Annotated in this window: 39 protein-coding genes; 36 read left to right on the forward strand and 3 right to left on the reverse strand. The window is 42.0% G+C overall.

Features of this window, described 5'->3' with window-relative positions; all coding sequences use genetic code 11:
- Positions 1 to 10: 10 nt before the first annotated feature.
- On the reverse strand, positions 11 to 943 hold the full coding sequence (locus MH144_RS20625) for a helix-turn-helix domain-containing protein (protein WP_239303759.1): 933 nt from the start codon (positions 941 to 943) through the stop codon (positions 11 to 13).
- Positions 944 to 1,125: 182 nt separating this feature from the next.
- Between MH144_RS20625 and MH144_RS20630 the strand changes: the two genes are divergently transcribed.
- The 4 genes from MH144_RS20630 to MH144_RS20645 all read left to right on the forward strand — a co-directional run bounded on the left by MH144_RS20630 (position 1,126) and on the right by MH144_RS20645 (position 2,778).
- Positions 1,126 to 1,410, forward strand: a complete 285-nt coding sequence (locus MH144_RS20630; protein WP_145333296.1) for a hypothetical protein — start codon at positions 1,126 to 1,128, stop codon at positions 1,408 to 1,410.
- Positions 1,411 to 1,424: 14 nt separating this feature from the next.
- Positions 1,425 to 1,646 carry a helix-turn-helix domain-containing protein gene (locus MH144_RS20635; RefSeq protein ID WP_239303761.1) on the forward strand — a complete coding sequence of 74 codons (222 nt, stop codon included), beginning with the start codon at positions 1,425 to 1,427 and terminating at the stop codon, positions 1,644 to 1,646.
- On the forward strand, positions 1,643 to 2,401 hold the full coding sequence (locus MH144_RS20640) for a phage antirepressor KilAC domain-containing protein (protein WP_239303763.1): 759 nt from the start codon (positions 1,643 to 1,645) through the stop codon (positions 2,399 to 2,401). The genes MH144_RS20635 and MH144_RS20640 overlap by 4 nt, the downstream gene beginning before the upstream one ends.
- A gap of 80 nt (positions 2,402 to 2,481) precedes the next feature.
- Entirely contained in the window at positions 2,482 to 2,778 is a 297-nt protein-coding gene (locus tag MH144_RS20645) for a hypothetical protein (protein ID WP_239303765.1), read from the forward strand.
- On the opposite strand, the gene MH144_RS20650 is transcribed toward MH144_RS20645, so the two are convergent.
- A complete protein-coding gene (locus MH144_RS20650) occupies positions 2,726 to 2,977 on the reverse strand; it encodes a hypothetical protein (RefSeq protein ID WP_239303767.1) in 252 nt (83 codons plus the stop codon). The two genes, MH144_RS20645 and MH144_RS20650, sit on opposite strands and share 53 nt — an antisense overlap.
- Positions 2,978 to 3,070: 93 nt before the next feature.
- On the opposite strand from MH144_RS20650, the gene MH144_RS20655 reads away from it, so the two are divergent.
- The 21 genes from MH144_RS20655 to MH144_RS20745 all read left to right on the forward strand — a co-directional run bounded on the left by MH144_RS20655 (position 3,071) and on the right by MH144_RS20745 (position 13,319).
- Entirely contained in the window at positions 3,071 to 3,232 is a 162-nt protein-coding gene (locus MH144_RS20655; protein ID WP_239303769.1) for a hypothetical protein, read from the forward strand.
- 190 nt (positions 3,233 to 3,422) lie between these two features.
- Complete coding sequence (locus tag MH144_RS20660; RefSeq protein WP_239303771.1) at positions 3,423 to 3,611, forward strand: hypothetical protein; 189 nt, start codon at positions 3,423 to 3,425, stop codon at positions 3,609 to 3,611.
- A gap of 1 nt (position 3,612) precedes the next feature.
- Entirely contained in the window at positions 3,613 to 3,867 is a 255-nt protein-coding gene (locus MH144_RS20665) for a hypothetical protein (protein WP_239303772.1), read from the forward strand.
- Between the two features lie 194 nt (positions 3,868 to 4,061).
- Positions 4,062 to 4,538 (forward strand): siphovirus Gp157 family protein, encoded by a 477-nt coding sequence (locus MH144_RS20670; protein ID WP_239303773.1) that lies wholly within the window; start codon positions 4,062 to 4,064, stop codon positions 4,536 to 4,538.
- Positions 4,539 to 4,542: 4 nt separating this feature from the next.
- Complete coding sequence (locus tag MH144_RS20675; protein WP_239303775.1) at positions 4,543 to 5,445, forward strand: AAA family ATPase; 903 nt, start codon at positions 4,543 to 4,545, stop codon at positions 5,443 to 5,445.
- On the forward strand, positions 5,446 to 5,874 hold the full coding sequence (locus tag MH144_RS20680; RefSeq protein ID WP_239303777.1) for a single-stranded DNA-binding protein: 429 nt from the start codon (positions 5,446 to 5,448) through the stop codon (positions 5,872 to 5,874).
- 15 nt (positions 5,875 to 5,889) lie between these two features.
- On the forward strand, positions 5,890 to 6,231 hold the full coding sequence (locus tag MH144_RS20685; protein WP_239303779.1) for an HNH endonuclease: 342 nt from the start codon (positions 5,890 to 5,892) through the stop codon (positions 6,229 to 6,231).
- Positions 6,224 to 6,754 carry a hypothetical protein gene (locus MH144_RS20690; RefSeq protein WP_239303781.1) on the forward strand — a complete coding sequence of 177 codons (531 nt, stop codon included), beginning with the start codon at positions 6,224 to 6,226 and terminating at the stop codon, positions 6,752 to 6,754. The genes MH144_RS20685 and MH144_RS20690 overlap by 8 nt, the downstream gene beginning before the upstream one ends.
- 8 nt (positions 6,755 to 6,762) lie before the next feature.
- Positions 6,763 to 7,518 carry a hypothetical protein gene (locus MH144_RS20695; protein ID WP_239303783.1) on the forward strand — a complete coding sequence of 252 codons (756 nt, stop codon included), beginning with the start codon at positions 6,763 to 6,765 and terminating at the stop codon, positions 7,516 to 7,518.
- 10 nt (positions 7,519 to 7,528) lie between these two features.
- A complete protein-coding gene (locus MH144_RS20700) occupies positions 7,529 to 7,894 on the forward strand; it encodes a hypothetical protein (protein WP_239303785.1) in 366 nt (121 codons plus the stop codon).
- Positions 7,891 to 9,189: a replicative DNA helicase gene (gene dnaB, locus MH144_RS20705; RefSeq protein WP_239303787.1), complete on the forward strand. Its 1,299-nt coding sequence runs from the start codon at positions 7,891 to 7,893 to the stop codon at positions 9,187 to 9,189. The genes MH144_RS20700 and dnaB overlap by 4 nt, the downstream gene beginning before the upstream one ends.
- 136 nt (positions 9,190 to 9,325) lie before the next feature.
- On the forward strand, positions 9,326 to 9,616 hold the full coding sequence (locus MH144_RS20710; protein ID WP_239303789.1) for a helix-turn-helix domain containing protein: 291 nt from the start codon (positions 9,326 to 9,328) through the stop codon (positions 9,614 to 9,616).
- A complete protein-coding gene (locus MH144_RS20715) occupies positions 9,604 to 9,978 on the forward strand; it encodes a RusA family crossover junction endodeoxyribonuclease (protein WP_239303791.1) in 375 nt (124 codons plus the stop codon). The genes MH144_RS20710 and MH144_RS20715 overlap by 13 nt, the downstream gene beginning before the upstream one ends.
- Before the next feature lie 236 nt (positions 9,979 to 10,214).
- Positions 10,215 to 10,667: a dUTP diphosphatase gene (dut, locus tag MH144_RS20720; RefSeq protein ID WP_239304086.1), complete on the forward strand. Its 453-nt coding sequence runs from the start codon at positions 10,215 to 10,217 to the stop codon at positions 10,665 to 10,667.
- 35 nt (positions 10,668 to 10,702) lie between these two features.
- On the forward strand, positions 10,703 to 10,849 hold the full coding sequence (locus MH144_RS31105; protein ID WP_481857385.1) for a zinc-finger domain-containing protein: 147 nt from the start codon (positions 10,703 to 10,705) through the stop codon (positions 10,847 to 10,849).
- 13 nt (positions 10,850 to 10,862) lie between these two features.
- Positions 10,863 to 11,015 (forward strand): hypothetical protein, encoded by a 153-nt coding sequence (locus MH144_RS20725; protein ID WP_239303793.1) that lies wholly within the window; start codon positions 10,863 to 10,865, stop codon positions 11,013 to 11,015.
- A gap of 60 nt (positions 11,016 to 11,075) precedes the next feature.
- Positions 11,076 to 12,080 (forward strand): DNA-methyltransferase, encoded by a 1,005-nt coding sequence (locus tag MH144_RS20730; protein WP_239303795.1) that lies wholly within the window; start codon positions 11,076 to 11,078, stop codon positions 12,078 to 12,080.
- Between the two features lie 40 nt (positions 12,081 to 12,120).
- Positions 12,121 to 12,300, forward strand: a complete 180-nt coding sequence (locus MH144_RS20735; RefSeq protein ID WP_239303797.1) for a hypothetical protein — start codon at positions 12,121 to 12,123, stop codon at positions 12,298 to 12,300.
- 46 nt (positions 12,301 to 12,346) lie between these two features.
- Positions 12,347 to 12,595 carry a hypothetical protein gene (locus MH144_RS20740; RefSeq protein ID WP_239303799.1) on the forward strand — a complete coding sequence of 83 codons (249 nt, stop codon included), beginning with the start codon at positions 12,347 to 12,349 and terminating at the stop codon, positions 12,593 to 12,595.
- Positions 12,596 to 12,735: 140 nt separating this feature from the next.
- Positions 12,736 to 12,870: a hypothetical protein gene (locus MH144_RS30850; RefSeq protein ID WP_275440226.1), complete on the forward strand. Its 135-nt coding sequence runs from the start codon at positions 12,736 to 12,738 to the stop codon at positions 12,868 to 12,870.
- Positions 12,867 to 13,319 (forward strand): hypothetical protein, encoded by a 453-nt coding sequence (locus MH144_RS20745; RefSeq protein ID WP_239303801.1) that lies wholly within the window; start codon positions 12,867 to 12,869, stop codon positions 13,317 to 13,319. The genes MH144_RS30850 and MH144_RS20745 overlap by 4 nt, the downstream gene beginning before the upstream one ends.
- Before the next feature lie 3 nt (positions 13,320 to 13,322).
- On the opposite strand, the gene MH144_RS20750 is transcribed toward MH144_RS20745, so the two are convergent.
- Positions 13,323 to 13,520, reverse strand: coding sequence for a hypothetical protein (locus MH144_RS20750; RefSeq protein WP_239303803.1), 198 nt, complete (start codon positions 13,518 to 13,520; stop codon positions 13,323 to 13,325).
- Positions 13,521 to 13,627: 107 nt separating this feature from the next.
- Here MH144_RS20750 and MH144_RS20755 point away from each other — a divergent pair, with 107 nt between their 5' ends.
- From MH144_RS20755 to MH144_RS20805, 11 genes are all read left to right on the forward strand, one after another.
- On the forward strand, positions 13,628 to 13,882 hold the full coding sequence (locus MH144_RS20755; protein ID WP_239303805.1) for a hypothetical protein: 255 nt from the start codon (positions 13,628 to 13,630) through the stop codon (positions 13,880 to 13,882).
- On the forward strand, positions 13,863 to 14,183 hold the full coding sequence (locus MH144_RS20760; protein WP_239303807.1) for a hypothetical protein: 321 nt from the start codon (positions 13,863 to 13,865) through the stop codon (positions 14,181 to 14,183). The genes MH144_RS20755 and MH144_RS20760 overlap by 20 nt, the downstream gene beginning before the upstream one ends.
- Positions 14,176 to 14,475, forward strand: a complete 300-nt coding sequence (locus MH144_RS20765) for a hypothetical protein (protein WP_239303809.1) — start codon at positions 14,176 to 14,178, stop codon at positions 14,473 to 14,475. Before MH144_RS20760 ends, MH144_RS20765 begins: the two co-directional genes overlap by 8 nt.
- Complete coding sequence (locus tag MH144_RS20770) at positions 14,472 to 14,855, forward strand: YopX family protein (RefSeq protein WP_239303811.1); 384 nt, start codon at positions 14,472 to 14,474, stop codon at positions 14,853 to 14,855. The genes MH144_RS20765 and MH144_RS20770 overlap by 4 nt, the downstream gene beginning before the upstream one ends.
- Positions 14,856 to 14,857: 2 nt before the next feature.
- Entirely contained in the window at positions 14,858 to 15,244 is a 387-nt protein-coding gene (locus tag MH144_RS20775; protein ID WP_239303813.1) for a hypothetical protein, read from the forward strand.
- A complete protein-coding gene (locus tag MH144_RS20780) occupies positions 15,237 to 15,431 on the forward strand; it encodes a hypothetical protein (RefSeq protein ID WP_239303815.1) in 195 nt (64 codons plus the stop codon). Before MH144_RS20775 ends, MH144_RS20780 begins: the two co-directional genes overlap by 8 nt.
- Complete coding sequence (locus tag MH144_RS20785) at positions 15,424 to 16,215, forward strand: thymidylate synthase (RefSeq protein WP_239303817.1); 792 nt, start codon at positions 15,424 to 15,426, stop codon at positions 16,213 to 16,215. Before MH144_RS20780 ends, MH144_RS20785 begins: the two co-directional genes overlap by 8 nt.
- 11 nt (positions 16,216 to 16,226) lie before the next feature.
- Entirely contained in the window at positions 16,227 to 16,430 is a 204-nt protein-coding gene (locus tag MH144_RS20790) for a hypothetical protein (protein ID WP_239303819.1), read from the forward strand.
- Between the two features lie 17 nt (positions 16,431 to 16,447).
- Complete coding sequence (locus MH144_RS20795; RefSeq protein WP_239303821.1) at positions 16,448 to 16,981, forward strand: sigma factor-like helix-turn-helix DNA-binding protein; 534 nt, start codon at positions 16,448 to 16,450, stop codon at positions 16,979 to 16,981.
- 66 nt (positions 16,982 to 17,047) lie between these two features.
- Entirely contained in the window at positions 17,048 to 17,674 is a 627-nt protein-coding gene (locus tag MH144_RS20800; protein WP_239303823.1) for a deaminase domain-containing protein, read from the forward strand.
- A complete protein-coding gene (locus MH144_RS20805; RefSeq protein ID WP_239303825.1) occupies positions 17,671 to 18,033 on the forward strand; it encodes a hypothetical protein in 363 nt (120 codons plus the stop codon). The genes MH144_RS20800 and MH144_RS20805 overlap by 4 nt, the downstream gene beginning before the upstream one ends.
- The last annotated feature ends 38 nt before the right edge of the window (positions 18,034 to 18,071 follow it).

Genomic DNA, 18,071 nt, shown 5'->3' on the forward strand with positions numbered 1-18,071 from the left:
TAGCTCTCCTTTAAAATTCTGGTTTGTAATGACCTGCGTAAACTCCGCAAATTGTTACTTCATTGGGCATCACCTCCACAGACTGGTAAGAAGTGTTTTCTGGACTCAAAGTGATTTTCGGAGATCCTTCAGACCATTTCATACGTTTAAGGCTTCCTTCTTCTCCGTTAACAAGAGCTGCTACTATTTGACCATTAAATTCAGCCCAACTTCCTTTACGAAGGAAAACAATATCTCCATCATCGATTCCTGCTCCAATCATAGAATCACCTTTAACTCTTAGCGCGTAATCAGGTTGCTGGGATTTCAAAAATGGATAATTCACATATTCCTCGATAGCCTCAGTTGGAATCAAGCCATTACCTGCACAGATTGTCCCTACGAGTGGGATGGGTTTCATGCTTTTCATCATGGAAAAGTATTGGCCAAGTTTAGGAGAAAATTTATTTACTAAAGTATTCAAAGTTTCAATTATCTCGCGTTTTTGATCTACATCAAAATCATTTTGAAGATATGCGGACTTTAATTCATCTAATTTAGCGTTCTCATAAAGATCAATTGAATCTTTGTTAACAAACAATTCAACTATTTGATTATGGATATCATTATCAACTTGTTTATATAAAAATGCTGTATTAAGCAAATCAAATATTTTGTTATCTAATTCCTCGTTTTCATTCAAAAGATCTTTCATGTACATTTCGTGTTCTGCACTAAGACCATCTAAGTAACCAGCTGCTTTCATCAATTCACCATATGTAATGTTATTTAAGTGTTTAGATATTTTCATCAAAGTTTCTGGAGATGGTTCTTGGCTGTTTTTTTCGATTCGGCTAAGTGTCGCAGGGGAGACACCGGACACTATAGATAGATCTTTCATTGTTTTAAATCCATTTTTAATACGTGCCTCTTTTATCAAATCACCTATTTTAATTTCGCTCATCGACTCTCAAAAATCTCCCTTCATCTAATGCTTGAATTCATGATAACACAATTATTGCGTGGACGCAATTATTTTTGATTTTCGTATTGCGTCCTCGAAATCGGTGTAATATAATCAAATTGCGAGGACGAAATCACCCGAAAAATTAATTGCAATCACGCAACTAGAGGGGAGGTGATCGCATGAAAAAGTTCGTCGTTCGCTTGAGAGTGAAAGAACTCATGAAGGCACAGATCGATAAAGACATTGCTTCTGACAAAGAACTAGCTGATTTGCTGAATGTGAATGTAACTCAGATCTGGAGAATCAAACTGCCGGTGGAAGACCCTCGAAACAATGTGCCTGGCAATCAGTTCATTGCTGGTGTTATGGAGATTTTCGGTGGAAGATTCGATGATTATTTCTACATCGAAGAAGTCGATGATCCGCGTAAGACCAAGCAAAAGCAGGAGAAAGTGACTGTATAAGTGAGGTGAATCAAATGTCGAAAAGAAGAGTGTTCACGTGGGATCAGTTACCTGAAATATTAACTGCTCAAGACATCGCAGACATTATGGTTTTATCAAGAAAAAGGGTGTATGAGCTTATGCAGATTCACCCTGATCATGGCGGCATACCGAACTTTATTGTCGGTGCATCGAGAAGAGTTGATAAATCCGATTTGCTGCAATGGAAAGATGGATTGAAGGAGGCTTCAAGATGAGTAGTTTGATCACAGTAAGTGGTGTTAGAGGCTTCATTGATCAGAACGGTGTTGCGCATCTAAATCTCGAAGATGCGGCAAAAGGTCTTGGTTTTACCCAGACTGCAGGAAGTGGGAATGTTGTTGTTAGGTGGGAACGAGTCAACAAATATCTAAATGACTTTGGTTTCATCCCCACAAGTGGGGATGGAGGAACAACAATCCCTGAGAACATTTTTTATCGCTTAGCAATGAAAGCCAAGAATGATGTTGGGGAGAAGTTCCAAGCGAAAGTCGCTGATGAAATTCTGCCGGCTATCCGCAAGCACGGTGGATATCTCACACCTAACAAACTTGAAGAAGTATTGCTTAACCCAGATACACTCATCCAACTAGCTAACAACCTAAAAGATGAACGTGCTAAACGTGAGCAGCTAGAACTACAGGCTGAGAAGGATAAGCCAAAGGTTATCTTCGCTGAAGCACTTGAAACTTCCAAGGATTCTATCCTGGTAGCTGATATGTCAAAGCTTCTCAAGCAAAACGGTGTTGATATCGGAGAAAAGAGGTTGTTTGAATGGCTTCGCCAAAACGGATATCTCATCAAAGGTGGTAGCGAACGCAACATGCCTACTCAACGATCAATGGAACTTGAAATCATGGAAATCAAAGTTGGTCAGAGGCTGAGCATTAGCGAAGGTTCTAAAATTACCAGAACACCTAAGATCACTGGTAAAGGCCAAGTTTACTTCATCAACAAGTTTAAAGCTGTGTAACTTACTTCATATGATTATCAATACGTTGTTATAAGATTTATAGTTTCAAAAATATTTGAGTGTTAGAGAGGGTGAACGGAATGGAACAACAGTCTGATCTGGATAAAAGATTTCAAAATATCTTTGTGACTCTCATTGATGCTCAGTATGCAGAAGAGATAAAGACAAAAGAAGAAAGAGCCTTACTCTTCTGCAAACTGTTCATGGAAGAAATAAAAACAATGCAACCTGAAGAACTTGTGCCTTACTTGGAAGAGTGTTTCTCATATTTTCCATACGAAAGAAAAATAAGAACTAAGTTCGCATTCCCAATCACACCTGATCCTAATAATGTTGACGACAGTAAGCCAGACCTTTTCCAGTCAGTTGATAAATAAGCGGACTAGAATCTAGGCTTTGTGTTTCTAAATCAGTATTTTCATCAACTATAACGTATTCCTCGTCTTGAAGTCTTATCAAAGCTTCTGTGTAGTAAAACCATCTTTGACCACTTACGGTCAGGCTAGTCAATGTACCGCTATTTTTTAAGTAGTTATCATAAGCAGCTTTGAGTAATTTCGATTGATATTCGTTCAATATTGAACCTCCTTTCGTTTTGATTGGTGAGTCTGGACAACTACCAATATTCAACAGAAAGGAACAAAAAACCTACTTGAAAGGATGGTTTAAATGCCAACACCTACTGAATCATTAACCGCTGCTTACTTAAATTGCAAAGATCGCAACTGTTCTAAAGAGCAGCTTATCAACTTCCTTGACCGCGCTAAAACACAATGGACTGGTAACGAAGGTATGCAAGCTACGATCAAGTTTCTCGAAAGCCAAATTTGAGAGGATGATTACTTTGAAAATAACTCCAAGATCGTGGATGGCGCTAACAACGGGAGAACGCATGGGTATTCTGCAAGCTGCAGTAGAAAAAAACAAAGCAAGATGGCCTAAATCGTAATGTTCTGGGTTGGTTGGTGGCTGTTGATGAATGTAGCAATAGTAATGTTTCTCTGGGGAAGTGGTGATAGAGATGGACAGATTTGAACATGGATTGAAAGATGCACAAGATGCGAGGGTGGTTGCACACTGTGCTAATCCAGCATGTGAAGGCGAGATTTACGAAGGGGATTATGTAGATCGCTTCGGCGAGGATCGGTACTGCTGCACACGTTGTTTGTTTGAAGCGCAAGGAACAGTAATCACAGTAGAGGATGAATAATATGCAGATGCAAGTTCGCATTAAAGCGAGTGACAAGTTCGAGGATCGATTCGCGCTAAGTTTATCGGGTGGACGGTTCGTTGATGGAGCTTATCCCAAGTTTGTATTCGAAAACCAAACACAACGTAACAACTACGATCGTATCAGACGTGAAATGAAGGGAGCAAACGAAGATGGAAAAACCAATCCAAAGAGCAATCCGGAAGCTAGAACAGTTAGCCGTAAATACAGACGTTCAGGGGAATTCCGCATCTAGCATTCTGACGGAAACAGGTCACTTCTTACGTTATGATCTGCCTGAAATTATTGCTATCTTACAAGATGCGAAAAATGAATTGGAACGAAAAACGACCTCGGTGGGGGCCGAAGTCGCGAATTAATTGTTTTATCAAAATTATTACGGTCAATATAACAAAATAATTGGAGGTTGTAAAGATGCGACTTTATGACTTGGCTGAACAATATAACGATTTACTGGATCATCTACAGGATGAAGCTAACAACGAAGAACTGCAACGCATGCTTGATGGAATTGGTGGGAAGATCGAAGAAAAGATCGAAAACACCGTCAAAGTGATGAAGTCTTTGGAGTCCGATGTTAGTGCTATTGACGCTGAAATCAAGCGTCTTAGCAGCCGGAAGTCTACTCTTTCGAACAATATCAGTTACTTGAAATCCAACATTGAACAATCGATGGTTTCTATGGATATGTCCAAGGTAAAGGGCACTTTGTTCACTGTCTCAATGCAAAACAACCCACCAAAAGTGAATGTCGTGGATGAGTCTGCTATACCAAAAGATTATTTCCGTATTCCTGAAGTAGTGCCGGTACTGGATAAGAAGCGGCTATTGGATGAACTGAAGAAGGGTTCTTACGAGATCCCAGGTGTAGCTTTGGTCCAAGAAAAATCCTTGAGGGTGCGGTGATTATATGTTGATACGTAAAGCACAACGAACGGTAACTAAGGCGCGGATTGGCATGACAGGCCCGAGCGGATCGGGCAAAACCCTGTCTGCTCTATTGATGGCATATGGCATGACTGGAGACTGGGAGAAAGTCGGCCTCATTGATACAGAGAACCGGAGCGCGGATTTGTATGCTGAGACTACTAAAGCAGGCGTGCACATTCCAGAGTTCCCAAAGATCGATATAGAGCCACCTTACACCACGGAAAAGTACATTGAGGCTATCAAAGCTTTTGAAGACTATGGTGTGCAGGCGATTATTGTTGATTCTCTATCCCATGCATGGGCCGGAGAAGGTGGGATCATCGAACAGAAAGATAAATTATCTAAGACAAAAAACAGCTTTACTGCATGGGGTGAGTTAACTCCTAAACAGAACAAAATGGTAGAGGCTATTCTGCAATGTTCTGCTCATATATTCGTGACTATGCGTTCTAAGACAGAATACGTTCTTGAGGCAAACGAGAAAGGCAAACAGGTGCCACGTAAGGTCGGTATGGCACCAGTGCAGCGTGATGGATTGGAATATGAGTTCACACTTGTAATGGACCTATCAGCGCATCATATCGCTTCTGTATCCAAGGATCGCACAGGGTTGTTTGATGGAGAAGAATTTGTTCCTGGTGTTGAGACGGGACAAAAGCTTCTTGAATGGTTGGAGTCTGGAGAGAAAGTGGCAACGGCTGAGTTAAGAGGGCAGTTACTTGAAGCCTGGAACGCACTTGGACTAAGCCCGGATAAGATAGATGCCCAAACGAAAAAACTGTATGGTTTCCCTCTCATGGGAATCACAGAGAAACAAGGGCAAGAGTTTTTGAGCACGCTGAATGAACGAATCCAAGCTAAAGAACCTCAGGAGGAAAAATAGATGTCACTCAATCGAATCATTCTTATTGGTCGCGCCACGAAAGATCCAGAATTGCGTTACTTGCCTAATGGAACGGCAACGGCAACATTCACACTCGCGGTGGATCGTCCTTTTACAAATGGTAACGGAAATAAAGAAACGGATTTTATCAACATTGTTGTATGGAAGCAGCTGGCTGAGACGGTAGCGAACTACCTCAAGAAAGGCAGACTGAATGCGGTAGAAGGTAGATTGCAGATTCGTAGATGGGAATCAGAGAATGGAACACGTTACATCACTGAGGTTGTTGCAGACAACGTAAGATTCCTCGGAGGAAATAGTAGTCAAGGTGATCCGAACGAGCGTGAACCTTATCAGTCTAGTAATCAGGACCCGTTCCGTGATGATGGTAAACCTATTGATATCTCAGATGATGACCTACCTTTTTAATGAGGAGGGTACTCAATGAACTTTGAATTAAGGGCAGTACCTAAGCCAAAGCACAAGCGTTTTAAGCGTACTGCCAAGGAACGTGGACGAATCACCTCCGAGGTATATGAAGCGGCTCTTGAGCGTTCTGGAGGTCGCTGTGAACGATGTGGTAAGTGCGATTACCTTCAATGTGCTCATTTGATAAGACGTTGGAAAGTTGAAGTCGAAACAACAGTAAATGACGTTGCTATGTTGTGCGGTCCCAGTGTGAATACCGGGACCTGCCATAACATTATTGATTACACACAGGCGGGAAAAGAGTGGGCGGAAGAGTATAGAGATCGTTTATACAGGAGGGCAAAAATCAATGAATAATGGGCTGAATATAAAAGGTCTTTGCAAACAGATTAAGGCTGATAAAAACTGCTTGATCTGGTCTTTAAAAAACGGGGTCCATTCGATATCCAATCGCAAATGGATGATTGATTTTGATTCAGTGCCAAGAGAAGTGAAGTTACTATTGCTATCAATATTCGGCGATCAACCAGATGAAGGTACATGTCTGAGTACGTCTGCTTATAATTACGAACCATTGACCAATGTGGCTGTCAGAGGTGTGAATGAACTAATTAATGATCATATCCCGGCTAAATACACAAAATTTTTAGTTGATCAAGAAAGCCTGGGTAACCTTCGTATATTTAAAACCGATGAGTACTTTGTTTACATCCAAGAAGCTTACTTGCAGGCTGTCGATAAAAATATCGGATTTCAAAATATCGGTTCTGTAGGCGTGATGGCTCCATTGTGTTTCGAAAACATCAATTATATCGTACTGCCGGTACGAGTGCCGAAAATTGAAGATTTATTGACGCTCAAGGAACTAACTAACGAGTAGGTGGTGACATGGCCGGCAAAGGCTGGATTAAGCTGCACCGTAAGATAAGAGACAGTTCAATCTTCAATGATCACCAGTTGTTTCGGTTATGGATGATATGCCTGACCGAAGCAACACATAAAGAACGTGATCAACTCATTGATAAACAGACGGTTCATCTGATGCCAGGAGAGTTTGTAACAGGTCGTTATGACATTCATGAACTGTACAATAACGGCCTAAAACACAGTGATAAAGTGACCGGGGAAAAGACCGTATATAGGTGGTTAGAGAAGCTACAAAGTAGTGGTTTTCTGACCATCAAAAAGACCAACAAATTCAGCATCGTAAGCATTGATAACTGGGCGTTTTATCAAGGTGATGACTCTAGTAATGACCATCAAATTGACCAACAGATGACCAACAAAAGACCAACAGATGACCAACAGATGACCACAAACAAGAATGTAAAGAATGTAAAGAATGTAGAGAATGTAGAGAATGTAGAGAATGATAAAGAAGCTATATCCTCTTGGATTAAAAAGTACAAGATTCAGTGCAAAGGAATCTTCGAACTTGAGAAAGTTGAATCTTATATCGGCATTCTTGATATGGATCTTATCGAACTTTTTATGAAGAAGTCCGAAAACAAATCTGTTCCTTATTTTGAAGCGATAGCTAACAAAACGATCCTTCAAAATATTAAAACGTTGGAACAATGGAACGAAAAGAACAAAGCGAAGGAAGAGACAAATGATCGGTTAGCCTTTTTGAACGACATGTAGGAGGTGCCTCATGGAAAGACAGGATGCATTAAAGCTATTCAAGAAACTCGCATCCAGTTATCCAAGTTGGAAAGTGGATCGGGATATTGCAGAGAATTGGCTTGAAGAATTGCAAGAAGCTGAGTCGGAAAACTGCTGGGCAAATGCGAAGGAGCATATTCGGGAAAGTAAGTTCGCTCCTTCCATTGCCGAGATTGTTAAACCGAACGCACGCATTGTAGCCGATCGAGAGATTCAGCGTACAAGACAGATGCTTGATGAGCAAGAACGTTTGAGGAAAAAGGTTCCCGCTGAGCTGCCTTGGAAAAAAGAAGGACTCAGTAAGGAAGAGTGGATGCGAAAAACAATTGCTGAACATAAGGCGAAAAAGTCATGAGCTATTACAACTTAGAAGCCGAACAATCAGTACTCGGATCCATCATTATTCAACCGGATTTGATATACGAATCGCTTTTAACGGAGGAAGAGTTCTTCCATGCTGATCATCAAAAGATATTTGGCGCCATGGTATCGCTCAGGGAAAAGGAAATCGGTGTTGATGTCGTAACCCTTTCAAACGAGATGAAAGAAGAACTGAACGATGTCGGTGGCGTCAGCTACCTTCTCAAACTTAGCCAATCGGTACCAAGTGTTAATGACTTTGCTACACACGAACGAATTGTAAAGGATCGCTATCTCATGAGAGTGGGTATGCGTACAATACAAGACCTTCTGAGCAGTGGAGTAAATGACCCGAAAGAACTGGCTGCAGAACTTATGGATCTATCAGAGTCGCTTTCAGATCAAAGCAGAAGTGCAGATGGTTTCAAACACATTAGTGATGGGATTATGGAACACTCGGACGAGATCGACAGAAAGAAATATGAAGGTCAGGCAACAGGTGCTGGAACAGTCGGTAAAGATCTGGATGAGATAACCGGCAAGTGGAAAAAGCAGACCCTCAATATAGTCGCTGCAAGGCCCTCTGTGGGCAAGACTGCCTTCCTTCTTAACAATGCCGTCCGGAACGGTAAAGACGGCCTGACGGTCGCTATATTCAGCCTAGAGATGCCTGACATGCAACTCTATGACCGGATGATAGCAGCTGAATGTAATATTGATGGTCATCGCGTGAGTGAAGGAGATCTATATGATGAGGAATGGGAGAAATACACACTTGGTTTATCTGAACTAGCACAGTTAGACATTTATATTGATGATCGCCCTGGATTATCGGTTCAAGAAATAAGGTCTGCGGTGCGGAAATTGAAAAAGAAATGCCCGGAACTTATTGTGTTCATCGATTATCTGCAACTAATTAAAGGCGGCGGCAAATTCAATAACAAGAACCGGAACGAAGAAGTGGGCCATATAAGCTCCAGTTTGAAGCAGATGGCCCGTGAAAACGATTGTCCTGTAGTTGCCCTGGCTCAGCTTAGTAGGACCGTAGAACAGCGTCAGGATAAGCGTCCGATGATGTCAGACCTGAGAGAGTCGGGAAACATTGAGCAGGATGCAGACACAATTACATTCCTCTATCGGGATGACTACTATAACGCTGAGTCTGAGAAGAAAAACATCATTGAGATGATCGTATCCAAGAATCGGAATGGCAGAACCGGCACAGCTGAAATGGTGAACATGAAGAACTATGGTAAATTCGTTAACTATGATCGAGTTCATATCATGTAGCGAGGTGAGGACATGGGTCCACTTGAAAAGATGACGGAAAACGAACTGATCAATACAACTCAAGATGATTATCTGGACTATGACATTCGGATAGAAGCATCAAAAGAGTACCTTAAGCGCATGGGAGTGATAGAGGATGGGCGCGCAAGATGCGAAAGCGAATAAATGGGATCGGATATACACAACTAAATCTGGTATTAGCAAAATACACATCGCCTGTGAAGAATTGAACTTCACTTGGAGAATCAAGGACGTTTTAGAGTTTAGAGAGATGTGGGAACAAAATCATTCTTTAACAAGCATAGCCAAATATTTTAGAAGGCCAGTCTTGGAGCTTTTCGTTCTTGCGGTGGATCAGGCGAATTTAAATAAGATAACTTCTCGTCCGAGTGGGATATTTGGAGGTGAGAGCTCATGGAAAGATTAATCCTCCTTGGTAGCGCACCAAGCGTTAATCATATGTACCAAAATACTAGGATCGGCAGACGGCTAATAAAAGTGATGAAACCAAAGGCAAAAGAATGGTTTGAAGAAGCTGCTCTGCAAGCGATGCTATGGCGAAGCAAAAACATGTGGCCTACGACCTCAGGGAAGGTCATTGTGAGGCTTTGGTACTTCTTCCCTGACAACAAGAGGCGTGACACACATAATACCTTAAAAGCGCTCCTGGACGCTCTAGAGAGCGGTGGTATTTATGAAGATGATAAGACGGCATTGCCACAAATAATGGATTACGAAGTGGATAAAAAGAATCCACGGATCGAGATTGAGTTCGAAAAAGTCGTATAACAACGAACTGAGGTGATAATATGATTTATCCAAAATATTATTGGGACGATTACAAAGAGGTCGCAAAAGCCCACGACATAAAGAAAGGTACTTGGTATTCACGTGTAAACAAAGGTGAAGATCCGTTGGAAGCAGCTACACGACCACCATTGTCTTTCAAAGAGAACCTTAGACGGAATGTTGAATCTGGAAAACTCAAATTAATGGAGCCTACACAAAGGAAGGAAGAAAATCTCATGAACGTAAAAATCAAAAAGCTTCATCCTGAAGCAACAATTCCTGTATACGCCAAGCCAGGAGACTCGGGTTTTGATTTGGTAGCGCTCGAAGATGTAATTATTTCTCCTGGAAAAACGATGAAAGTGCCAACGGGTTTGGCTTTTGAGATTCCTGAAGGTTATGAAATGCAGATCCGTCCACGATCAGGACTTACACTTAATTCAAAGTTGCGTGTGCAGCTGGGCACTGTAGATGCCGGTTACCGTGGTGAGGTTGGAATTATTGTTGATTATTTAAATGATGGTGATGACCTGATGAATATGTTCGTGATGAATAATGTCAAGATCGAAAAAGGCATGAAGATCGCACAAGGCGTTATTGCTCCTGTGGTAAGAGTCAGCTTTGAAGAAGCAGAGGAATTAAGCGATAGTGAACGCGGTGACGGCGGTTTCGGTCATACGGGCTTATGAAAAGATTCAATGTACTAAACGAAATCAATTTGCTGATGGATCGGAAATGTAACGGATGCAAAACACATTATGAACTAGCAAAACAACATGGTAGCAACTTTTCGAAAATAGATAACCATTGCAACAAACAATGCAATGTTGGCAAAGAGATACAAGAACTCGGCAAGCAGCTCACCAAATGAACGGAGGTAAAGCATGCATAAGCCAGAGGAAGTGAGATATGACCCTTACTTTTCAGAGATACCTTGGGACATTATCAAAGACGACAAAGGGAAAGTGATCGGTGAAGTGTACATGATATTCCCGAAAGAAAAACCAGAGTGGAATTTCAGACGCAAAAAGGCTTGAGTTATCACCCATACAAAGACACATAGGTCCCCATTAGGGGATAGGGAGGGGATAGGCAACATGATCATCACAGGAAACTGCATAGACGTTATGCCTCAGTTGGATCCGGAATCATTCCATACTTGCGTAACGTCTCCACCATACTGGGGTCTGCGTGATTACGGCCTGGAGCCATCATATTGGGCGGAGACGACATACGCACCGATGCCAGGATTGCCGCCAATTACTGTGCCTGAGTGGACCGGATGCTTGGGTTTGGAGCCTACGCCGGAAATGTTCGTCGCTCACATGGTTGTGGTATTCCGCGAGGTATGGCGTGTGCTGCGTCCCGAAGGTACAGCATGGGTGAACTTTGGAGATAGTTACGCGGGCAGCAGTAAAGGAGCATGGAGCAACACACAAGATCAAAAGGAAGTGTATGTTCCCTCTCCGGGCGGACCGCAAACAAAAATACCCAAAGTACCTAGTGGATTGAAATCAAAAGACTTGGTTGGGATACCTTGGCGCGTGGCATTCGCGCTTCAGGCGGACGGATGGTATCTGAGAATGGACAACATTTGGAATAAAACAAATCCAATGCCAGAGAGTGTACGGGATCGTCCAACAAAAGCACACGAATACTTTTTTCTCTTATCAAAATCGGAATGTTATTACTACGACATCGAATCAGTTATGGAGCAGATGGCAGAAAGCAGTCTGAATAGATTAGCTCAGGACATTGAGGGCCAGAAGGGATCAGAAAGGGCCAACGGTGGTGCAAAAAGCTTAATGAAGGCTGTTGGTAACAATTCCGGATCCCGGAACAAACGGTCGGTGTGGACTGGTTCAACAGCACAGTTTTCAGAAGCGCACTTCGCTGTATTCCCTGAATGGTTGATTGAGCCTTGTATTTTGGCAGGCGCACCGACAGGAGGAAATGTACTTGATCCGTTTGGAGGTAGTGGTACAACGTTGAAAGTCGCCATGGAGAACAACCGGGATTGCACAATTATTGAAATGGGACCACATAACGTTGAGATAGCAGAGCGGCGTACAGCGGTTGTGCAGCCAACTTTAATATTTTGATTTCACAGGGTATAGGCCCACCAAAGGAGAGATAACACACATGGCAGCAGATAAATTGAGATTCGACGGAACAAACCGAGCACATGCATTTGTGGTTACAGGCATGATCGAAATGATCGAGAACGATGGTTTGACACCGCATGAAGTTTTCGAGGTGTTGGAGGATATCAAACGACAAACGTGGAGTGCATTGACTGACATCCACAGAGGCGAAGGATAAAAGCTATTTTGAGGTCATAGGGCCTCTTTCCCAGGGAGGGATATACATGCAGGAACAAAATTTATCGCCTGAGCAGGTAAACAGCCTATATATCAAATTTCGAAAAGATACGGTGGTCCAATTACAGGTTCAACCAGGAGGAGGAACCTATTGTCGTGACGTGATCAAGAAGGGGAAGAAATTCCGCCACGTTTCGGCGGGAACACTCTTTTGTCTAGCTCGCATAGCTGGAATTGATGGCTATAAGGACATGTACTTTAACTTCCGTCCGGAAGATGTGCTCTTCACGAATTAGGTTCCCAGGGAGGGATATACAGATAGATGAAACTTATCTACCGAAGACCAAATAAGTGGGATCTTCATGGACACTATGACGGCAGGTATAAAAAATGTGTTATTTCAATCAGACGAAACCACACAGGGATGTACTACTGTTTGATACAACGAAAAGCAGATGACAAAAGGTATAACTCACTTTGGAATAAGGCTGAGTTTGAAACGATTGAACAAGCGGCTGAATTTGGGAAAGAGTATGTCAACAATTTTATCGGGGAGGAAGAACAGTCATGAGTAAGATAGATGAAATCAAACAAGCGTTGGCGGCAGCTACACCAGAATGGTTCGACAACGGGAATGAGATCGTGTCAAAGCAAAATCCAAAGGTGGGCATCGGCGGATTCTTGAAAGAAGAGGATAACCACTTGGCGGCCAATGCTCCTGAATATATCGCTTATCTACTCAAGAAGCTTGAAGAGAAAGAAATATTTCTCACAGGTAGGCAGTACACCATAAATCGATTAAAAGAACAAAACGAGGAAATAGCAACAATGGGTATTCGGCAAGGTGAACAAATTACACGCTTGCTACAGTCGGAAAAAAAGCAGGCTAAGAAGCTTGAAGAGGCACGGTTCGCACTTGAAGAAATAGCCGAACATGGTGGTGTTAATTTGCGCGGCGCAAGCTGTGCAGAAATCGCAAGAACCTATTTTGCTCAGGAAGGAGAGGGGAACCAAGAGTGACAGTTACTGCCGCTCAAGGTCCGCTTGGAAGTCATCAACAATGCCGCGTGCGGTGTCTGGTAACAAACGTTGGACATTGACGAGGTAATGATAAAAGTGTTCAGCGACTGTATCGTAGGTTCGCATTTCCGCTGCATGTGCTGGATCGGATTTTAAATATTCCATATGCGCTTCAGCCATAGCGCTGGTTTCCATTCTCATGGGATCACACCTTTCGAAACTCTATCTTAAAACAAATGATACAACGATAATAGCGGTTATTTATGGGTTAGGGCCTTCGGGCCTCTCCCTACTAAGGAGGATATAGAGTGTGGGACTTCAAGTGGAGAAGGAAAAGGAAGACGCCAGAACCTTTGTGCTTTCACAAATGGCGCTTGTTAGATATGTGGGTCGTTGATATCTACGAGTTTGCACAGAATGAACCAATGTATGAAATTGCCTGTACAGTGTGTGGCAAAAGAAGAACATTCGATAGATCTGGATATAGCACGTTCAAAGAAACTTTCAATGTTGAGGAAGAAAAGATCAGGGAGGATATAAAAGATGCCAATTATCAAACATGAAGGTCAAACACAAATCGAGTTCGGAACAGGTGATATCAATGTTTCGCCAGGATTGCTTCAACTGGACTATCCTTGCGGCGTAGTAGCGTTCCAACCAAAAGATTCGGGACCAATCGGAGAACGGCAGATGAACGAAAAAGTGGTTGCGCCACCAGCGGAAACGCCAGTACGAATGACTTTTGACAAAGTGGAATCGATAGATGTGATAATCCGGGCGCTCCAAGAAGCCAAACGAATGATGCTAGAAGAAACGTGGGAAAGTTTGTTGGCTCCCAAGGAAGGAGCGGATAAGCATGAGTAAAAAAGTATTGTTCGATGCATCGAAAGATGTAATCTGCGCTACTGCCGAACACATGAACAAAGAGGATCGGTTAACGGTAATCGCTCCATTAGCTGGCAATGCCAGTGTACACGCACCATCAAGGAGTGGAAAGCACAAGGGATACCATCGTATCAAGTGTGAAATATGGATTCCAGAGGACGCTATAAAGGGCGAGGACGCGTTAACAGACTTCGGGGCATTCATGGTAGTCAGTTTACCTAAAAACCGCGTACAACCGCATTTGGGTGGGGAAGGAGCGGATACAGAATGATAGAGATACGATATAGAGCGTGGGATTCGGTTCAGGGCGTCATGTTGCCAGTAGAGTGCATCAACTTCAGAGAAGGTACAGTAACGCTTAACGAAGGCGACAACTCAGTTACAGATACATTAGAAATGTTTCAGCTCATGCAGTACATCGGACTAAAGGACAAGAATGGAAAAGAGATATATGAGGATGACATCATCCAAATCAAAGACCACCCGTTCGAGGGAGCAATAAAGATCGACAACAATTATCGAGTAAGTTTCAACGAACGAATGGAACTATGCGCCGGGTCGTGGTTGTTGCATCGGGTTCTGTATTGCTCAGAAGTGATCGGGACCATTTGGGAACACCCACACTTACTAGAGGGTAGGGATGAAGCATGAGAATGACTAATGATAAACATTTCAACTACGTATACAAGCTTGGTAAAGGCGTGTCACGCCGAACTAAAAAGTACATCAGAAATTACTGGGAAAAGGATTACGAACTATATAAACAAACAGAAGAATATTTAATGGATCAATTACCAAACTGCAAATGGTGTAACGGCGTTGGGATCGAACGAGTAGGAATCTGGGACACAGGATACGCTTGCCCGGACTGCAGAGGTACAGGTAAGGATGGGTGGCAATACGACAAGCAAGGGAAGATGGTCATGATGAAAGAGTTTATCAAACCAAGCAATAACGCAATCAGATTGAAGCGAAAAGGCGTGCTGAAAAAGGGAGAGGGTAGGGAGTCTATACCCAAGGAGGATACAAAGGATGTATAACATGGATAAAAACGAATTCATTTCGGAATTAGAAAAGAAAGTTGACACACTCAATGAACTATTCAAAGGAGCAGTAAAAAGACGCGAAATGGATACAGCTAGAAGATTAGAAGGAAAAATTGAAGGATTAAAGCTGGCAATTGGTTTTGCTAAAACGTGGCTGAGAGAGGACGGACAGGATGCGTAACTATCTAGAACTACTACAAGACATATTAGATAACGGTAAAGCCAAGGGAGATCGAACCGGCACAGGAACGCTATCAGTGTTCGGCCGACAGCTGAGATGGGACTTGTCCGAGGGTTTCCCTCTTATAACAACGAAGCGTATACATCTCAAATCAGTAATACATGAGTTGTTGTGGTTTATCTCTGGCAGTACAAACACTCAGTATTTAAAAGATAACGGAGTCACAATTTGGGATGAATGGTCCGATGAAAACGGCGATCTTGGTCCGGTGTACGGTTTTCAGTGGAGGTACTGGCCCACTCATTGGGGCAGTGTAGATCAGTTGCAAGACATCATTTCAAACATCAGAAATAATCCTGACAGCAGAAGGCATCTTGTTATTGCTTGGAACCCTAGTGATCTTGCAAGAATGGCATTGCCTCCTTGTCATTATGCATTTCAGTTCTATGTTAATGGCGGGAAGTTATCTTGCATGCTAAATATGAGATCGGTGGATTCGTTCCTTGGGCTTGGGTTCAATATCGCCAGCTATGCATTACTGACACATATGATTGCTCAACAATGCGATTTAGAGGTAGGAGAATTCATTTGGTCCGGTGGAGATGTGCACATTTATAACGATCATATTGATCAGGTCAGAGAACAACTTACACGTGAACCATACCCACTGCCTCAACTACACATTAAACGTAAGCCTGAGAGCATCGACGATTATGTATACGAGGACTTTGAGTTTATCGGGTACAAACATCACCCAGCTATCAAAGCGCCTGTATCGGTGTAAGAGGTGAGTGTATGGACAAAGAAAAAGTCACAGCAAAGACAAAGTGGGTATGGACGGATCTAGCAGAGCAAAAGAACCCAAACCATTCACGCTCAGGAGATCCTATTTGGCACCATTTTCAGAAGGATGCACCAAAGGAATGGTTAGATCAAGGACTCATTATAGATGCATCAGATGTAGTAAAAGAAGGACAAATGTCCATATTCGATTATTAGAAGAGGAGAGGAACGGTATGATTATGGCTCAGCTTAGTCCAGAATTAAGCGTAGTTGATTTGGGAGAGGCCACAGTACTCAATTATCAAATGTCACGTAAAATAGCGGACAAAGCATATGACCGAGCTAAAACAGCAGAGAATGAAGCAGACAAAAAAGTAATCTCGGGTATGGTATCGGATTGTGAATATGTGATTGAGTGGTTAAGTACAGGAAGGCGTCCAGGGAATAAGCGTGGTATAGAGCGTAGGGCCGCGTATCAGCGCGAGAAACTGATGGATCCATTAAAGATGCAGGCATACGTTCAAAGAGGCAATGCAGGCAGTCCTAGCAACCTTAGCGATTGGGAGAGATTCCAGATAGAAGACGCACTAACAGGTTTGAGTGATCGGGAACGGGAATGCTATGTAATGTCTCATGGTGAATGTTTCTCATTCAATGAAATAGCACAAATGCTGTGTATCAGTAAAGGCAGCGTCGAGGAATACATTAACAGAGCTCAGACAAAGGTAACCGCTAACCTAAAAAACAGCCTATTCCTACGGGAATAGGTTTTTTGTTTATATTATCAGAGAAATAAGGTATTATTATCCAAAGTGCAAAAGGAGGGAAGTTTTTTGTTAGAAATAAAAAAATTCTCCAGTGACGATATTGGTGTTTATTTGAAGAACTTGTCTGATACAAGAATTGAGATGGTAGGGAAACTCAGGGATTGGCAATTGATTAATGAAGAAATCGTATCCCTAATGCATACAAAGAATAGCTGTGTAGCAAGATATGGGACAAGGGATAGTATGCAAGAAAATAATTTCAGGTTTAAATTACTCCAAGGTATAGAAATTGAAAATAATGTTAAATATAAGTACTTGTACGCTCATAGTAGAATAAACGAATTAGATCACCCTCTACTCCAGTATTTACACTTTGTCACACTATTAGATCAACCAGTGTTTCACACACTCGTTCTCAATAATAAAGGAGAGAAGGATACTGTCTGGGACAGAAAATACGATACTGAAGCAAAGATATTAGAACATATATACAAAGAAACATATCAATCTGCATCTGGTGAAATACATATAGATATGTTCACGAAATATCACCCTTGCGATAGTTGTATTGGAGTTATGGATCAATTTTTCAGCAAAATGAAAGAAAATAATGTAAATGTTATAATTAACGTGTATTATGAACTTAAATCCTCCAAACAAAGTCGATTGAAAAGGGGGCAAATTGTACTATGAAATTGAATTTGAATGGACTTGAACGTGCAGTTCAAACATTGTTTTTTGAATATAAGGATCAGGCGAGTCTAGGGTTGGTTGTAGATAAAATAATTGATGATTATGATGAATTAATAACGCTTAGTAGAGCATGCGAATTAGTGATATATCGTACTTTAAGTGAATTGGTAACAAAACGTACAGGTTTTGTAAGCCAAAGATCTGAGATCGAAGAATTACTTGAACTTCTAGGTGATATTAACGAGGCGATAATAACAATAAGAAATGAGCTTGACTATGATGATAACATTGCACTGCAAAGTGGAGAGGTTAACATAGGGTCAAATTTTGAAGGAATTACCAAACAATTTGCTTACTAAATTATCTATGCGAACCCTCAGGTACACTGAGGGTTCTT

This window comes from Paenibacillus sp. ACRRY, assembly GCF_022346995.1.
Taxonomy (GTDB): Bacteria; Bacillota; Bacilli; order Paenibacillales; family Paenibacillaceae; genus Paenibacillus.

Bases quoted from the DNA above. Each gene is read 5' to 3' on its own strand.
- MH144_RS20745 (WP_239303801.1), top strand. From the start codon at position 12,867: ATGAGTAAGATAGATGAAATCAAACAAGCGTTGGCGGCAGCTACACCA.
- MH144_RS31105 (WP_481857385.1), top strand. From the start codon at position 10,703: ATGGATCGGAAATGTAACGGATGCAAAACACATTATGAACTAGCAAAA.
- MH144_RS20625 (WP_239303759.1), bottom strand. From the start codon at position 943: ATGAGCGAAATTAAAATAGGTGATTTGATAAAAGAGGCACGTATTAAA.
- MH144_RS20685 (WP_239303779.1), top strand. From the start codon at position 5,890: ATGAACTTTGAATTAAGGGCAGTACCTAAGCCAAAGCACAAGCGTTTT.
- MH144_RS20635 (WP_239303761.1), top strand. From the start codon at position 1,425: ATGTCGAAAAGAAGAGTGTTCACGTGGGATCAGTTACCTGAAATATTA.
- MH144_RS20805 (WP_239303825.1), top strand. From the start codon at position 17,671: ATGAAATTGAATTTGAATGGACTTGAACGTGCAGTTCAAACATTGTTT.
- MH144_RS20795 (WP_239303821.1), top strand. From the start codon at position 16,448: ATGATTATGGCTCAGCTTAGTCCAGAATTAAGCGTAGTTGATTTGGGA.
- MH144_RS20750 (WP_239303803.1), bottom strand. From the start codon at position 13,520: ATGAGAATGGAAACCAGCGCTATGGCTGAAGCGCATATGGAATATTTA.
- MH144_RS20700 (WP_239303785.1), top strand. From the start codon at position 7,529: ATGGAAAGACAGGATGCATTAAAGCTATTCAAGAAACTCGCATCCAGT.
- MH144_RS20785 (WP_239303817.1), top strand. From the start codon at position 15,424: ATGCGTAACTATCTAGAACTACTACAAGACATATTAGATAACGGTAAA.
- MH144_RS20765 (WP_239303809.1), top strand. From the start codon at position 14,176: ATGAGTAAAAAAGTATTGTTCGATGCATCGAAAGATGTAATCTGCGCT.
- MH144_RS20760 (WP_239303807.1), top strand. From the start codon at position 13,863: ATGCCAATTATCAAACATGAAGGTCAAACACAAATCGAGTTCGGAACA.
- MH144_RS20665 (WP_239303772.1), top strand. From the start codon at position 3,613: ATGCAGATGCAAGTTCGCATTAAAGCGAGTGACAAGTTCGAGGATCGA.
- MH144_RS20680 (WP_239303777.1), top strand. From the start codon at position 5,446: ATGTCACTCAATCGAATCATTCTTATTGGTCGCGCCACGAAAGATCCA.
- MH144_RS20770 (WP_239303811.1), top strand. From the start codon at position 14,472: ATGATAGAGATACGATATAGAGCGTGGGATTCGGTTCAGGGCGTCATG.
- dnaB (WP_239303787.1), top strand. From the start codon at position 7,891: ATGAGCTATTACAACTTAGAAGCCGAACAATCAGTACTCGGATCCATC.
- MH144_RS20725 (WP_239303793.1), top strand. From the start codon at position 10,863: ATGCATAAGCCAGAGGAAGTGAGATATGACCCTTACTTTTCAGAGATA.
- MH144_RS20640 (WP_239303763.1), top strand. From the start codon at position 1,643: ATGAGTAGTTTGATCACAGTAAGTGGTGTTAGAGGCTTCATTGATCAG.
- MH144_RS20780 (WP_239303815.1), top strand. From the start codon at position 15,237: ATGTATAACATGGATAAAAACGAATTCATTTCGGAATTAGAAAAGAAA.
- MH144_RS20695 (WP_239303783.1), top strand. From the start codon at position 6,763: ATGGCCGGCAAAGGCTGGATTAAGCTGCACCGTAAGATAAGAGACAGT.
- MH144_RS20660 (WP_239303771.1), top strand. From the start codon at position 3,423: ATGGACAGATTTGAACATGGATTGAAAGATGCACAAGATGCGAGGGTG.
- MH144_RS20630 (WP_145333296.1), top strand. From the start codon at position 1,126: ATGAAAAAGTTCGTCGTTCGCTTGAGAGTGAAAGAACTCATGAAGGCA.
- MH144_RS20730 (WP_239303795.1), top strand. From the start codon at position 11,076: ATGATCATCACAGGAAACTGCATAGACGTTATGCCTCAGTTGGATCCG.
- dut (WP_239304086.1), top strand. From the start codon at position 10,215: ATGAACGTAAAAATCAAAAAGCTTCATCCTGAAGCAACAATTCCTGTA.
- MH144_RS20740 (WP_239303799.1), top strand. From the start codon at position 12,347: ATGCAGGAACAAAATTTATCGCCTGAGCAGGTAAACAGCCTATATATC.
- MH144_RS20645 (WP_239303765.1), top strand. From the start codon at position 2,482: ATGGAACAACAGTCTGATCTGGATAAAAGATTTCAAAATATCTTTGTG.
- MH144_RS20655 (WP_239303769.1), top strand. From the start codon at position 3,071: ATGCCAACACCTACTGAATCATTAACCGCTGCTTACTTAAATTGCAAA.
- MH144_RS20775 (WP_239303813.1), top strand. From the start codon at position 14,858: ATGACTAATGATAAACATTTCAACTACGTATACAAGCTTGGTAAAGGC.
- MH144_RS20790 (WP_239303819.1), top strand. From the start codon at position 16,227: ATGGACAAAGAAAAAGTCACAGCAAAGACAAAGTGGGTATGGACGGAT.
- MH144_RS20715 (WP_239303791.1), top strand. From the start codon at position 9,604: ATGGAAAGATTAATCCTCCTTGGTAGCGCACCAAGCGTTAATCATATG.
- MH144_RS20735 (WP_239303797.1), top strand. From the start codon at position 12,121: ATGGCAGCAGATAAATTGAGATTCGACGGAACAAACCGAGCACATGCA.
- MH144_RS20710 (WP_239303789.1), top strand. From the start codon at position 9,326: ATGGGCGCGCAAGATGCGAAAGCGAATAAATGGGATCGGATATACACA.
- MH144_RS20675 (WP_239303775.1), top strand. From the start codon at position 4,543: ATGTTGATACGTAAAGCACAACGAACGGTAACTAAGGCGCGGATTGGC.
- MH144_RS20690 (WP_239303781.1), top strand. From the start codon at position 6,224: ATGAATAATGGGCTGAATATAAAAGGTCTTTGCAAACAGATTAAGGCT.